Raw genomic sequence first — 14,206 nt, 5'->3', positions numbered from 1 at the left:
AAAATACACATTTACAAGGGATTAAAGTCCTAAAAGTTGGCGTAACCGTTGCACGGATTCGCTAATCTGGCTGCGGCTTTCCAGATAACCGGCATCAAAGCGATAACGGGCCTGCGAGTAGAAAGGCTCACGCTTATCCAGCGCCTCCACAATGAAGGTGCGCAAATCTTCGTCCGTCTTGCCTTGCAGGATGGGGCGTTGCTGCTTCGCCACCCGGAGCCGGCGGAACAGAATATCGGGGTGTACATCCAGAAACACCGTCTGCCCGCAACCGTTCATATACTCCATATTGTCAAAAAAACAAGGAGTACCGCCACCGGTAGAGACCACGACATCCTCAAATTCCCCTACTTCATGCAGCATGTTTCGCTCCAATTCACGAAAAGAGGCTTCTCCCCGCTCGGTGAACAATTCACGGATTGATTTGTGAAAACGTTCTTCGATGTACCAGTCCAAATCAATGAACGGCACATTCATTTCGCGGGCAAAAGCCTTTCCTAAAGTAGTTTTACCGGCTCCCATGTAGCCGGTCAAGAAAATACGTATCATATCTGCTACGAGTTACAGGTTTCCTGCAAAGGTAGCAATTCCAAGCTGAAAACGCCTCTGTATCAGAGAAAAATTTTGATACGCTTGCTTAAATCTTCGAATTCCTTTTCTCCCGGTTCACCGGTGGGTGTACCGAAGGGCATCTGTGCAATCATCATCCAGTCGTCGGGCAGGTTCCAGGTGCGACGTACCTCGTCGTCAATCAAGGGGTTATAATGTTGCAGGGAGGCGCCCAACCCCATATCTTCCAGCATAGTCCAGATGGCAAACTGGTGCATAGCGGAGGTATGCTGTGACCAAGTGGGGAAATTATCCTTATAGGAAGGGAATGCTTCCTGCAGCTTCTTGACTACAGAAGTGTCTTCAAAATAGAGCACAGTACCGTGTCCGCTAGCAAAACAGCCGTCAATCTTGGCTTCCGTCTTGGCAAAAGCCTCGGCAGAGATGCGTGCTTTCAGGGTTTCCTTCACAATGTTCCACAATTTCTTATGTTCGTCGCCCAGCAGCAATACAATTCTTGTAGACTGTGAATTGAAAGCTGACGGCACATTCTTTACGGCTTCACGAATAATGTGTACTATTTCTTCATCCAGCACCGACGAATCGCTGCCGATAGAGTAATAACTACGGCGATGCGCCATGGCTTCTGCAAATGTTCTCTTCATTTTTTGTCCTTTCTTTTTTTATTGAGTTTTCTCTTATTTATTTTATATCCGCCATACAAAGAAACAAATAAAAGAGTTAAGTTGTTCGGATTTTCTTTTTTACCTTTGTCCGCAGTTATGAAGAAAGAAAAATATTACGTCGTATGGGCGGGAGTCAGCCCGGGTATCTACACTTCCTGGACAGACTGCCAACTACAGACCAAAGGCTACGAAGGAGCAAAATACAAGTCGTTCGAATCACGCGAGGAAGCGGAAAAAGCCTTTGCCTCTTCGCCGTACGTGTACATCAAGCGGTCGGCCCCTTCTCCTGCCAAGACTATTCCCGGCGCCGACGCTCCCCTTCCTGCCGCCGTCGCAGAAAACAGCCTTGCCGTAGACGCCGCCTGCAGCGGAAATCCCGGTGCCATGGAGTACCGGGGAGTACACGTCGCCAGCCGTCAGGAAATCTTTCACTTCGGGCCGATGTATGGAACCAACAATATCGGCGAATTCCTCGCCATTGTCCACGGACTTGCCTTGTTGAAACAGAAAGGTTTCGACATGCCCATCTACAGTGACAGCGTGAACGCCATCAACTGGATAAAACAGAAAAAATGCAAGACCAAACTGCCGCGCGACGCCAAGACCGAAGAGCTTTTCCACCTAATAGAACGTGCGGAGAAGTGGTTGCGCGAAAACACCTACACCACCCGCATCCTAAAATGGGAGACAAAGCAATGGGGGGAAATTCCGGCCGACTTCGGAAGGAAGTAAAAAAACGCGGGCACCCCGGATTCTTCATCCGGTTGTGCCCGCGTCAAGAAAATGATGCGGCCGAGCTTATGAATGAATAGCCGCCATCATGTTTTATTTGCTATACGATGCCTTCACGAAAGGAGCATCAAGCAAGTAGTCAAGACTCTGCTTCACACTCTCTTCTACGGGGCAGCTGTATTTCTCAATCTCAGCTACGATGTGGCGCACGCCAGCAGTATCCGTATTCTTGAAGATAGCATCATAACCTACCATACCACTCTGCCCAATCTCGCGGTGATCCTTGATATGGAGCATGGTGAAGCGTCCGGGATACTTGTTGAAGTAATCCACCGGGCTGTTCTGGCCGCGCACTACCCAGTAAACGTCCATCTGGAAGAATACATATTCGGGATTGGTGTGTTGCAGCATGTAGTCCAGCATCAGCTCCTTGTCTTCCACTTTCTGGAATTCATGGGCATGATTGTGGTAACCGTATTTCAAACCAGCAGCCTGGCAGCGCTTGCCCACTTCATTGTAATAGTCGCAGTAGGTCTGCAAGTCTTTCAATGTCTTGGGAACGGAGAGATACGGAGTCACGATATACTCCATACCGGCCTCCTTATGGGCAGCAATGCACTGATCCCACCATTTCAAGGCTTCCGTAAAGTCGCCCGAAGCCAGTTCCTCGTCCGACAACCCGTGGGTAGTGTGCGAAGAAAGCACGGTCATACCGCTCTTTTCCACCATCTGTTTGAACTCCTGGGGAGTCTTGCCGTAGAACTTACCGTCATTGTAGTTGGCGGCCTCCACACTGGTATAGCCCATATCAGCCAAATCCTTCAGAATCTGGTCGAGGTTACTGCCGTCCTTCACCAAGTCTCTTACAGAATAGAGCTGGATGGCTACTTCCTTTTTCGTCGTTTCCGGCGCCGTTTCCGTGCTGTGGCTGCTGCAGCTTGTGGCCATCATGGATAAGCACAGTGCTGACAAAATCATCATATGTTTGATTCTCATAGTACTATCTTTTTAGAAGGAATTAGTCGAGAACCTTTACACGGATGTTGCGGTACCAAACATCGTCGCCATGATCCTGCACACCGATAAAGCCTTCGTGGTTTTCGCCGCCACAGTTGTTCAACAGTTCGAAAGCCAAGGGCCACTTCTCTTCGCTGAACTTGCTTGCCTGCAACATTTCAGTCCATTGCTTAGTCCACAAGTGATATTCCAGTACGTTTTCATCGTTCTGTCCGTGAACTACAGTACCTTTGTATACCATAATCTTTGCCTTGTTCCATTCGCCGAAAGGTTTGGCGTTCTGCGGAACAGCCGGTATCATGTCGTACAAGGAAGCAGCCTGACGGTTGTTGTCCTTACCCAGTTTGGCATCCGGATGATTGGCGTTATCCAGCACCTGGAACTCGGGAGCAGAGATATAGATGGGTTCCAACACTTCGTTGCCGTCCTTGTCCTTTGAAGTAACTTCCTGAGCCAGATAGAAGATACCGGAGTTACCACCTTTGGAAATCTTCCATTCCAGTTCCAGCTCAAAGTTCTTGAACTTATGGGCGAAAATCAAGTCACCGCCCTCACCGGTCTGTCCTTCGCCGGTACCGGTTCCACAGAATTTGAGGCAACCATCCTCAATAATCCATCTGGAAGGCACTTTGTCCTTACCGTATCCACGCCATCCGTCCAGGCTCTTTCCATCAAAGATAGTGATATAACCGTCCGCATCAATCGGCAGGTTCAAGCTGTCCGTTTCAGGCGCTTTCAGAGACTTGGAATAAGACACCGCAGTAGTAGTAGGAGCTGCAGCTTCCTCCGTAGCGTTCGATTTCTTTGCACCGCCACCGCAAGAGGCGAGCATACCTCCGATAAGGCAACAAGCCAAAGAATAATATATTTTCTTCATAATCTGAAAAATTAAATGATTAGTATTCGTTTATGAGCATCGGAACCTGGTTCCGATACTCTTTTTAATGTTTATCTGGGCATATCGGGCAACTTCCAGCCTTCACGGTAGTTATGCTTGATGAGCTCTTCTGCAAAAGCCTTGGCATTTACCGGATCTGTCCATGTCTTGTCGAAGCTCGGATGGCCGTTGTGTATCTTGAAGCCGTCCTTGATGACTGTACGCAATGTCTCGTCGTCGCCGATATTGGTGAAGCGCATGTTGGCTCCGTCCCATTCCAGTGTCTTGTTCAGGCCCTGCAGACGGATGGCCAATACACCCATTGCCACCATTTCGTTCATCGGTCCCGCTTCGGAGAAATCAGACTTAGGCATCACGCGGCTGGAAGGACTTTCCTTACAAGCACGTACCCAATCCATCTCATGACCGCCATTCATAGCCTTCGGCACACGGCGGCAAACCTTCGGTGCATTGGGCACGCGGCCAGAAAGTAACCACGGGTTCTGTCCGTAGCAACCGCAAATCAGCGTATCCTTCGTTCCGTGGAAGATAGTCAGACCGCCACCGCTCTGCATCAGTTGCTTTCCTTCGGGGAAGCCTTTCGGACGGTCGGGCATCATGCCACCATCATACCAGTGAACTTCCACTTCGGGCATAGCCACCTTCGGCATATTCTCACGTGCGGGGAAAGTCAGCTTCACATGCTGTGCTTGCGGAGCGCAGGCATTGAGCAACAATGTAGATGAACCTTCTACCTTGGTAGGATACAGCAACTTCAAAGCTCTGAACGGCTGGTGCAGGATGTGGCAAGCCATATCGCCCAAAGCACCCGTACCATAATCCCACCATCCGCGCCAGTTCCAGGGATGATAGATTTCGTTATATGGATTCATCTTGGCAGGACCGGTAAACAAATCCCAGTTCAGGGTTTTGGGAATGCGGTCTTCCTTTTCGGGAACATTCAATCCTTGCGGCCAGATGGGACGGTCGGTAGCACATTCCACCTTCGTCACGTCACCGATTTCGCCGTTCCATATCCACTCGCATACCAAGTCGGTACCCTCGTCCGAAGAACCCTGGTTACCCATCTGGGTAACTACTCCCGTAGAAGCGGCCAGGCGGGTAAGCAGACGGGACTCATATACGGAGTGCGTCAACGGTTTCTGGCAATATACATGTTTGCCCATCGTCATGGCATCAGCAGTAATGATGGCATGTGTATGGTCGGCAGTAGCGATGATAACGGCATCGATGTCCTTACCCATCTCATCGTACATCTTACGATAGTCCCAATACTTCTTCGCATTGGGAAGCTCATCGAACACACCTTTCGCGTAGCGCCAGTCTACGTCACAAAGCGCCACGATATTTTCCGTAGCCTTCACATGGTTGATGTTGGTGTGTCCCATACCGCCGATACCTACGGCAGCAATGTTCAAACGGTCACTGGGAGGCACGTGTCCGTGGCTCTTACCCAAAATGCTGCTTGGAGCAATGGTAAGACCCGCCAAAGCTAAACCTCCGGTCTTAAGAAATTCTCTTCTTGTAAATTTCGACATGGTTCTTTAGATTTTAAAATCGGTTAATATAATGAGTTTTAAAACAATCCTTAATTACAGTAGGCATCAGACTACCGTTTTCTTCGGACGGAGCAGTCCGTAACCTTCTTTCATATGCCTCCGGCGCTCCTTGATTTCCTCCAGCGTCTGCAAGTCGCCTATGCCGGGCAGGTCGTGGCGGCGCGCATCCTCCAGGAAGGTCCATCCGTATTGGGAAGCAATGGCCGAGTCTCGCATCTGCGGCAATCTCGGATCGCGTTTCCCGCTCTCGATGGAGTCTGCCATAATGTTGCAGAGCTTGTCCAGGTTCTTTCCGCCAAACGGTTTCTCCAGGCGAAGCGTACGGTTCACGCCGTGAAGTTCCACTACGGCAGTCCGGAAATCATGCGTCATGCGCACGATACCTTTTGTACCGATAATGTCCGTATATGCATTATGAGTCTGGTTTCTGGAGAGTTGTCCGTAGACGAAGCCTTGTGTGACATCGAAGGCGATGCCGTTCTCGAACGTACCGTGGCACTGTACCCACCAAGGGTCCTTGTAGTCCCACATCCGCATGCCTTGGGCATGCCAGGTCTTGTATTCACTGTCGGCATACCAGCGGGCGATGTCTATGTAGTGCATGCCGCAGTCGTGGTAGGCGGGACCCTCATATTCGTGTCCCTCGCCCGGCGCCAATCCCGGAGTCATGTGGCAGATGCGCAAGATAGCCAGTTCACCAATCTCGCCTTCATCGATAAACTGCTTCATAGCCTGGTGATACCAGGAGTTCCGCAGATAAAGGTTGACAGCGGCAATGCGATCATACTTTTCAATCAGGTCCACAATTTCCCATTCCTTATCAATGGTATCGGCAATGGGTTTCTCCGTCAGGATATGCTTATTGCTCCGGACAGCTTTCTCTATTTGTTCTTTTCTGGAATTTGCCAATGCAAAAAGACCAACAGCTTCTACACTCTGGTCATCAAAGATTTCTTGTTCATCGGATATGATTCTGGATGAAGGGGAAAGGTTTCTTGCCAATTCTCGGGAGGCCGGATCGGTATCGCAGATATATGCGATGTCCCATCGACCGCTTTTCTGCATTTCCTCCCAATACATTTGCCCCATTCTGCCGAACCCTATCAAACCAACTTTTATTTTCATGGTAGGCGAATATTAAATATTTACAGTTATAGTATTATCGGGGTCGATTGAATTACATGATTAAGAGTACTTGGACTGATAGTCATAGTAGCTGTCGTCGTAGACGTTGGATATAATTTTTTCATGATATTTGCAATGTTTATGTATGTGTTCTTTGCAAAAATAGGATAATTAGTGATAGAATGGAAGCAAGCAGATATTAAAAAAGCGTAAAAGACAAAAGAACGCCCTTTATTCATCATCGCCTAACAGCCGTGAAACACTCTGCCGGCAGCCGTCAACACCCACCTGCATCATAGATTCTGCGTAAGAAATATAGAAGAGAAAGAAGAATTAATAGGCTGTTTGCAGGAAATTAACTTCCTATTTAGTCATAACAGCCTAGCACAAGCGGGTGGAAGCAAAGTACGCAGAATTTTATTTCTATGAGAGAGACTGCATATCATTCAGTCTCTTATAATAGCCGTTCTTCTCGAGAAGTTCCTCGTGCTTACCACGTTCCACGATTTCACCTTCATAGAGTACACAAATCTCATCCGCATTCTTGATGGTGGAAAGGCGGTGGGCGATGGCAATCGTGGTACGGGTCTTCATTAGCCGTTCCAGAGCCTCCTGCACCAGTCGTTCGCTTTCGGTATCGAGTGCTGAAGTGGCCTCATCGAGTATCAGGATAGGCGGATTCTTCAAGATGGCACGGGCAATACTGATACGCTGGCGCTGTCCGCCGGAAAGCTTGCCGCCACGGTCGCCAATGTTGGTCTGATAACCGAGTTCGGTCTCCATGATGAAGTCGTGGGCATTGGCAATCTTTGCCGCTTCGATCACCTGCTCCATAGTTGCATTTTCCACACCGAAGGCAATGTTGTTGAAGAAGGTGTCATTGAACAGGATGGCCTCCTGGTTCACGTTTCCTATCAACGCACGCAGGTCGTGGATGCGAAAATTCTTAATATTCACACCGTCAATTGTAATCTCACCTAACTGCACATCGTGATAGCGCGGCAGCAAATCCACCAATGTAGATTTGCCGGAGCCGGACTGGCCGACAAGTGCAATGGTTTGTCCTTTGGGCACCATCAGATTGACGTGCTTCAACACTTCGCGCTTGCCGTCGTAACTGAAGGAGAGGTCCTTAAATTCAATCCGGTCATTCATCCCGTGCAGCGGCAACGGGTTTACCGGTTCCTTAATGGGGTTCTCGGCTTTCAGTATTTTGTCCACACGTTCCATGGATGCCAGACCCTTTGGAATGTTGTATCCTGCCTTTGCAAAGTCTTTCAACGGATTGATGATACTGTACAGAATCACCATATAGAAGATGAACGTTGATGCTTCCATGGAAGTGCCGTCGCCCAGAATAAGCAGACCACCGAACCACAGTACCAATACAATGAGCAGCGTACCGAGGAATTCACTCATCGGATGTGCCAACGACTGACGGATGGCTACCTTGTTGGTTGCATCACGCAGCTCGTCGCTGCATTGCTTAAAACGGTCCACCATCTTGTCTTCTGCTATAAAAGCCTTGATTATACGCAGTCCGCCAAGCGTCTCTTCCAGTTGCGACATGGTATCACTCCATTTCCCTTGGGCTTCCAACGACTTACGCTTCAGTTTCTTGCCGACTTTTCCCATCAGCCAGCCCATACCCGGCAATACCAGGACAGTAAACAGAGTCAGCTGCCAGCTGGTTACAATCAGAGTGGAAAAATAAAGCAGAATCAGGATAGGATTCTTGAGCAGCATATCCAGTGAGCTGGTAATGGAGTTTTCAATTTCGCCTACGTCACCACTCATACGTGCAATGATGTCCCCTTTCCTTTCTTCAGAGAAAAAGCCGAGCGGCAAGTGCATCACTTTGGAATAAACCATCACGCGGATATCGCGTACCACTCCCGTACGAAGGGGAATCATAATGGCGGAAGAACCGAAATAGCAGGAAGTCTTCAGCATGGTCATGAAAGCAAGGAAAAGCCCCATGAACAGCAATGTCATCTGTGGCCCGTGTGTCTCAATCATCTGAGTGACGTAATAATAGAAATTGTTCACCGCCACTTCCTTCAAGCTACCGCTTCCCCACTCCATGAAGTGATACACTTGGGTGTTCTCCCCCGTCTTGAAAAGGATATTGAGAATAGGAATGAGCAGTGTGAATGAAAAGACATTGAATATAGCGGACAGCACATTGAGCACGATTGCCCAACCGATATATCTCTTGTAAGGCGACACAAAGCGCCGCATCAGTTGTAGGAATTCCTTCATTGCTTGTAGTTAAGTGAATTATGAGGTCGCAAAGATACAAGAAAACGAGGGAATGGAAAAGGGTTTCAGGTTATTTCTGCCTAAATGCCCACATTCTCTACTTTCTTTTGTGTCCTTGCATACTTCTCCAGCACCATGTACACTCATACATTGTCATCTTAATAATAGCCGGCTCATTTATTTTCCATCTTTACTCCTAACTTCCACACAATTTTCTTCAAACTTCAATATGCCCAAGCAATTATATGAGTAAATAATGAAAAAGATGTACCTTTGCACCCGACTTAACTGAGAACTTTGTTCACCACATGAGAAAAGCTATTATCACAACCCTATCTGTCCTAATCGTACTTCTGTCCATTGCTTGCAATACCCGAGTGAACTATAATAAGTACCTGATTGCAATTGACTCGCTCATCGTTCAGCAACCGGACACTGCCCTATCTATGCTCGAAGCATTCCCGACAAACAGCCTGCAGACCCAAGCTGACAGTGCTTATTATGACCTATTAATGACAGAAGCAAGAGATAAGAACTACATTATCCAAACCAATGATTCCCTGATACAATCGGCCCTGACCTACTACAACGGCACAAACGACATAGAAAAGCGGGCAAGGGCCCATTACTATTCCGGCTGCGTCTACCGGGATTCACAGAGAAGAACAGAATCTATGACTCAATACCTCATAGCAAAGCCCTTGGCTGAAAAAGCAGGAGAAAGACGTCTATTAAGTCTTATCTACCTGAATATAGGTTATCTATACTATTCACAAAACCTAAATACACAAGCCGATTCCAGCTATCAATTGGCACAACAAATAGGTATTCAGCTAAAGGACTCTGTTCTTCAAGCAGAAGTTCTGTCACGACGAGGACTCATCCGAATGGAAAAAGGAGAGGAATTCTATCCCGAAGCCGAAAAAATGATGTTGAAGGCACTCGCTATCGTCCAAAAACAGTCCAACATACAATTAAAAGAAAATGTGTTCTCCTCACTATGCCAACTATACAACTGGATGGAAAACGGAGAGAAAGCTATAGAATTCGCCAAACAGAATCTTGGCGTACAGAAAGACCGCACAACATGCTACAAAGCTTTCGAACTACTTGGAAGCGCATATTACCTAATATTGCAATATGATTCTGCCCGCTACTACCTACAAAAATCCCTTTTCACAACAGACTATGCCACCAAAGCCGGGGCTTACATGTATCTGGCAGACATAGCCAAAGAGCAAGGAGACTTAGCTACTTCCTTAGAGATGGAACGCAACTACTCTGCCTATTTGGACAGCATGCAGAAGTCCAGACAGCCCGATGCCATTGTCTGCGCAGAACAAGGGATGCCAAGCAACAAGCAAAACATAATCAGCAAACACACCCATTACTCTATCATAAGTATATCAATAATCACATTAACCCTCATTGTAGCTGTAATCATCCTATCCTATAAGAAAAGAAAGCAAAAGCCCAATAACCGAACCGAAAAAGAAATGCTGTATAAGGCAGGACTTGTTCTATTCGAACAATCTGAGGTATACAACAAGATGACTCTAATCATCCGCTCTCATAAAGAAAAGGCAGAATCAGAAATAATGCATCAAGGTGACTGGCTACAACTAATTGCAGAAACCAACAAATGTTGGAATAATATTGCCCGGGAACTACAATCAAAATATCACCTGACAGAAGACGAAATCTACTTATGTTGTCTGTACCTGACAAACCTCCCGATAAGCCACTTTTGCCATATATTGAGCTGCGAACGGGATACTATTTACAAAAAGGCAGACCGCATATTAGAAAACAAAATGGGCTTTGCACACAAAGAGATATCTCTTAAGGAAGCTTTAAAAAAGAATCTCCAATCATCTAGCCAATCATAACAATCATTAGCAAGTACAACAATTATACAATATTATACGCCATTATACACCGAAATTATACAATATTATACACTTATCCTGCCGTATTAAACCGACCTTTGCGGCATCAATAATCAAAAAAGTGTATAATGATGAAAAAACTATTGTCTATCTTAATTGCGACATTCTTTTTAAGCAATATTGTGACATACGCACAAAAAGAGAACAATCCTTTTACAGAAATTGCCCTAACCCAAGCAAAAAGAAAAGATCCGATTAGTAAAGGAGATACCCCTATATCTCGTAGTATCATTCAAACCGCCAACGCCTACTTATATAATAACACAGTATGTGTCGACTTCAACGAGGTATTACCTAACGTCACCATAACCCTCATCAATGAATCAACTAGTAAACTCATTCATTCAGAAGCATACAATGAACCCACAAACATTGACATCACTTTGGATGAAGGATACAGTAGTGGTAACTATTTGATTAAAATAGAGTCTGATGAAGTTCTTTTATATGGTTATTTCTCATTATAACAATCATACAACAAACAATACATTATTTAAAAAGATAGAGAGCCATGAAAAAGTTATTCCTATTTATGAGTTGGGTAATGCTTATATTATCCGGTTGTGCCGATGAAGATATCATCGAACGTAATTCCCCGTCATTTCCACAAAGTGTAAATACCCGATCTGCAGGAGATGGTGTATATGATATTTTAGGGTACGGCTATGATATAACTGGGCCATATTTAGATACTAAGTCCAGTCGTGCAATAGTATTTGATACTAATAAACTATTAGAAAAAGGACTGATTACCCCCTACAAACTAGAAGAATCTCGGTTCCGTTACTCTTCAGGGAAAGATGTCATTGATTTTACCACCAACATGTCATCTTCATTACAAATGAGCACCCCCGGCATCCTAAAAGTCATAGGTGGCGCCTCTTTAAATATAGCATTCGGAGGTAATTCTCATTATAATTCTGACTACTCTTTTGCATACTGTACTCAGCAATATATAGATAGCAGGTATCGAATTTCAGAAGCTGACATTAATGTTTTAAAGACATGTCTCACAAAACAGTTTATTGAAAGACTCTCTACATATACACCAGAACAAATTGTTGAAGAGTATGGAACTCATGTGTTAAAGGATATATATTTAGGAGCAAAATTCGAAGTGTATTATATGGCTAAATCAACCTCATCATCAAAAAAAGAAAGTATAAACGCTGGGTTAGGCGCTTCACTCTTTAGCCTTTTCAAGATGGATGGAAAATTCCAATATGATGAATCTTTAGCTATAACTAATAAAGAGCAGTCCTTATATTATTTCACAATAGGAGGTGACCCCGCCGTAGGAGTGCAAGGTTCTTTAAATCCAGAAAATTCACCATCAATAGATATAGGTAAATGGATGGCATCAGTAAAATCTTCCACACCGAAATTTATTGATGTCGACAATAATTCACAATCATTTATCCCCATTTATGAATTAGTTACAGACCCCACAAAAAAGCAAACTCTCAAAGCATATATAGACAACTACATAAAGAGTAAAGAAGTATGTTCTATAAGCCTATATCCATCAACTACTGGTACACGTCAAGTCAGCGGACTAGGACATATTAATCAAGGGGCAGGAGTTGCTATCGGTGATATTGATAAAAATGGAAGGCCTGATATGATATTGATGGGAATAGATAATCCTAAAGGAAAGAATAATTTTTGGTATAAAGTCTTATATGATATTGATGAAAATGGATACTATTCAAAAGAATCATCTATTCTTTCAATTTCTGCTGAGGGTTGGGAAAATTCTGGAGGTGATATCGCCCTCTGTGATTTGAATAATAATGGAATATTAGATATGGTTCTTTTATGCACAGACAAGCCCACTACAGCAGGTCGTGCCTACCGATGGTATTACGTAGCTTATGACCTCAAACCTGATGGCCACTATAACTCATTATCTTCGCTAAATACATTAGATGAACTCGGATTTTTTTACGATGGAGCAGGTATTGATATATGTGACATAAATAAAAATGGAACTCCTGATTTATTAATGATGGTCTATGATGCCCCAGAAGGAGAAAATTCATTTCGATATCAAATTGCTTTCGACCTACAATCAAATGGCAACTATTTGAGTCTATCACCCGTATATGAAGTTCCAGGATTAGGTCATGATGGAGATGGAGCAGGAGTTGCAGTTGGTGATATTGACAATAATGGTACATTGGATATCCTATTTATGGCATTAGATGCTCCCTCTGGTAAAGATAAATTCGTATATGAAATACTACCTGATATAGATAAGTATGGTAACTCTTATGCAAAACCTATATATACCCCTCGTTTCCCTGACTCTTTATCACCGTGTGACACTGGACAAGGAGCAGCATGTTGTCTTTATGATTTAGACAATAATGGTTTCTTAGATGCCATTTTTGTTGCTATTGAAAATATTAAAGGGAAAAGTAACTCATGGAAATATGTAACAGGACATAATTTGAATAAACAAGGTGTACCAATGTGTTGGAGATAACTTAATACCCAATTATTGTATATGAGTTTATATTACCCACTCTCTGCATGCAATTTATTCAAAAGCATTGAAGTATGTCAGGTCTATATATTATGTTTATATCAATATAAATTAAAACAACATGAAAAAGATTTTAGTTTTATTCGCATTACTGATGACCGGCGTTATGGGCATCCACGCGCAAGAAGGACTCAAATGGGGAGCGATGGCAGGTATGAATTCCAGCAAGTTCTCCACCGATGGTTTTGACAGCAAGGTAGGTTTCCATGTCAGCATCAAGGCCGAGAAAGACTTGCCCCAGATAGCCCAAGGTGTTTATCTCGACATGGCTGCACTGCTGTCCTTAAAAGGTACACAAATAAATGGGAATGATGCATCTCTGAAATTCAATCCCTACTATTTAGAAATACCTATACACATGGGCTACAAATATGCCATCAATGACAATTTTGCCATCTTTGGCAATTTCGGTCCTTACTTTGCAGTCGGTCTCTTCGGTAAAATGAAGGCAACGGGATATTTGATTGATGAAGTGGAAGGATTGACAAGCATTCATGATTCTGCCAAAGTATTCGGAAGCAATGCCATGAAACGTTTCGACTTTGGTCTCGGACTCAAAGCAGGAGTCGAATTCTTTCAAAAATATCAAGTCTCTATCGGATATGACTGGGGATTACTGGACAATATAGAAGATAGCGGAAACAAAAACCGCAACTTGATGCTCTCCGTGGGGTATTTCTTCTAAGATTTAATAGTGTGGAAAAGGGCACGAAAACCCTCTCCACACTTTTTATTGCCGATATACAAGAAACAAACTGTTCAACATAGAAATAAAATCACTACTTACGAAAACAGAGACAACCACTGAGCCGAATCTATAAAAATATGGCATTTGGTAGTGTAAAATAAACTGTGTCACGCATTATTTATCTCTAGAAAAC

The 14,206-nt window shown here is 44.6% G+C and carries 12 protein-coding genes; 5 read left to right on the top strand and 7 right to left on the bottom strand.

The window, feature by feature from the left end; translation table 11 throughout:
• Positions 1–21: 21 nt before the first annotated feature.
• Together DW896_RS12410 and DW896_RS12405 are read right to left on the bottom strand one after the other, a co-directional pair.
• A complete protein-coding gene (locus DW896_RS12410; protein ID WP_005825881.1) occupies positions 22–549 on the bottom strand; it encodes a shikimate kinase in 528 nt (175 codons plus the stop codon).
• A gap of 62 nt (positions 550–611) precedes the next feature.
• Positions 612–1,214 (bottom strand): nitroreductase family protein, encoded by a 603-nt coding sequence (locus tag DW896_RS12405; RefSeq protein WP_009037386.1) that lies wholly within the window; start codon positions 1,212–1,214, stop codon positions 612–614.
• A 117-nt stretch (positions 1,215–1,331) separates the two neighbouring features.
• Here DW896_RS12405 and DW896_RS12400 point away from each other — a divergent pair, with 117 nt between their 5' ends.
• The gene (locus DW896_RS12400) at positions 1,332–1,967 is read left to right on the top strand and encodes a viroplasmin family protein (RefSeq protein WP_034529164.1); all 636 of its coding nucleotides are present in this window, start codon (positions 1,332–1,334) and stop codon (positions 1,965–1,967) included.
• A 93-nt stretch (positions 1,968–2,060) separates the two neighbouring features.
• On the opposite strand, the gene DW896_RS12395 is transcribed toward DW896_RS12400, so the two are convergent.
• From DW896_RS12395 to DW896_RS12375, 5 genes are all read right to left on the bottom strand, one after another.
• Positions 2,061–2,963 carry a sugar phosphate isomerase/epimerase gene (locus DW896_RS12395; protein WP_005825894.1) on the bottom strand — a complete coding sequence of 301 codons (903 nt, stop codon included), beginning with the start codon at positions 2,961–2,963 and terminating at the stop codon, positions 2,061–2,063.
• Between the two features lie 22 nt (positions 2,964–2,985).
• The gene (locus DW896_RS12390; protein WP_005825897.1) at positions 2,986–3,861 is read right to left on the bottom strand and encodes a DUF1080 domain-containing protein; all 876 of its coding nucleotides are present in this window, start codon (positions 3,859–3,861) and stop codon (positions 2,986–2,988) included.
• A gap of 71 nt (positions 3,862–3,932) precedes the next feature.
• Positions 3,933–5,420 carry a Gfo/Idh/MocA family protein gene (locus DW896_RS12385; RefSeq protein ID WP_005825899.1) on the bottom strand — a complete coding sequence of 496 codons (1,488 nt, stop codon included), beginning with the start codon at positions 5,418–5,420 and terminating at the stop codon, positions 3,933–3,935.
• Positions 5,421–5,486: 66 nt separating this feature from the next.
• The gene (locus DW896_RS12380) at positions 5,487–6,566 is read right to left on the bottom strand and encodes a Gfo/Idh/MocA family protein (protein WP_009037388.1); all 1,080 of its coding nucleotides are present in this window, start codon (positions 6,564–6,566) and stop codon (positions 5,487–5,489) included.
• 423 nt (positions 6,567–6,989) lie between these two features.
• Positions 6,990–8,828, bottom strand: coding sequence for an ABC transporter ATP-binding protein (locus DW896_RS12375; RefSeq protein WP_009037389.1), 1,839 nt, complete (start codon positions 8,826–8,828; stop codon positions 6,990–6,992).
• Positions 8,829–9,136: 308 nt separating this feature from the next.
• Between DW896_RS12375 and DW896_RS12370 the strand changes: the two genes are divergently transcribed.
• The 4 genes from DW896_RS12370 (at position 9,137) to DW896_RS12355 (ending at position 14,010) form a co-directional block, all read left to right on the top strand.
• Entirely contained in the window at positions 9,137–10,717 is a 1,581-nt protein-coding gene (locus DW896_RS12370; RefSeq protein ID WP_008662045.1) for a lipopolysaccharide assembly protein LapB, read from the top strand.
• Between the two features lie 128 nt (positions 10,718–10,845).
• On the top strand, positions 10,846–11,244 hold the full coding sequence (locus tag DW896_RS12365; protein WP_005825909.1) for a DUF3244 domain-containing protein: 399 nt from the start codon (positions 10,846–10,848) through the stop codon (positions 11,242–11,244).
• A 44-nt stretch (positions 11,245–11,288) separates the two neighbouring features.
• Positions 11,289–13,265 carry an MAC/perforin domain-containing protein gene (locus DW896_RS12360; RefSeq protein WP_008662046.1) on the top strand — a complete coding sequence of 659 codons (1,977 nt, stop codon included), beginning with the start codon at positions 11,289–11,291 and terminating at the stop codon, positions 13,263–13,265.
• Positions 13,266–13,386: 121 nt separating this feature from the next.
• Positions 13,387–14,010 carry a porin family protein gene (locus DW896_RS12355; RefSeq protein ID WP_009037391.1) on the top strand — a complete coding sequence of 208 codons (624 nt, stop codon included), beginning with the start codon at positions 13,387–13,389 and terminating at the stop codon, positions 14,008–14,010.
• The last annotated feature ends 196 nt before the right edge of the window (positions 14,011–14,206 follow it).

Origin of the sequence: Bacteroides sp. AM41-16, assembly GCF_003603495.1 — a bacterium.
GTDB classification, from domain to species: Bacteria; Bacteroidota; Bacteroidia; order Bacteroidales; family Bacteroidaceae; genus Bacteroides; species Bacteroides uniformis.
The sequence above is the reverse complement of the archived record's forward strand: the minus strand, read 5'-3'. Positions and strand labels throughout refer to the sequence as shown.

Bases quoted from the DNA above. Each gene is read 5' to 3' on its own strand.
- DW896_RS12410 (WP_005825881.1), bottom strand. From the start codon at position 549: ATGATACGTATTTTCTTGACCGGCTACATGGGAGCCGGTAAAACTACT.
- DW896_RS12405 (WP_009037386.1), bottom strand. From the start codon at position 1,214: ATGAAGAGAACATTTGCAGAAGCCATGGCGCATCGCCGTAGTTATTAC.
- DW896_RS12400 (WP_034529164.1), top strand. From the start codon at position 1,332: ATGAAGAAAGAAAAATATTACGTCGTATGGGCGGGAGTCAGCCCGGGT.
- DW896_RS12395 (WP_005825894.1), bottom strand. From the start codon at position 2,963: ATGAGAATCAAACATATGATGATTTTGTCAGCACTGTGCTTATCCATG.
- DW896_RS12390 (WP_005825897.1), bottom strand. From the start codon at position 3,861: ATGAAGAAAATATATTATTCTTTGGCTTGTTGCCTTATCGGAGGTATG.
- DW896_RS12385 (WP_005825899.1), bottom strand. From the start codon at position 5,420: ATGTCGAAATTTACAAGAAGAGAATTTCTTAAGACCGGAGGTTTAGCT.
- DW896_RS12380 (WP_009037388.1), bottom strand. From the start codon at position 6,566: ATGAAAATAAAAGTTGGTTTGATAGGGTTCGGCAGAATGGGGCAAATG.
- DW896_RS12375 (WP_009037389.1), bottom strand. From the start codon at position 8,828: ATGAAGGAATTCCTACAACTGATGCGGCGCTTTGTGTCGCCTTACAAG.
- DW896_RS12370 (WP_008662045.1), top strand. From the start codon at position 9,137: ATGAGAAAAGCTATTATCACAACCCTATCTGTCCTAATCGTACTTCTG.
- DW896_RS12365 (WP_005825909.1), top strand. From the start codon at position 10,846: ATGATGAAAAAACTATTGTCTATCTTAATTGCGACATTCTTTTTAAGC.
- DW896_RS12360 (WP_008662046.1), top strand. From the start codon at position 11,289: ATGAAAAAGTTATTCCTATTTATGAGTTGGGTAATGCTTATATTATCC.
- DW896_RS12355 (WP_009037391.1), top strand. From the start codon at position 13,387: ATGAAAAAGATTTTAGTTTTATTCGCATTACTGATGACCGGCGTTATG.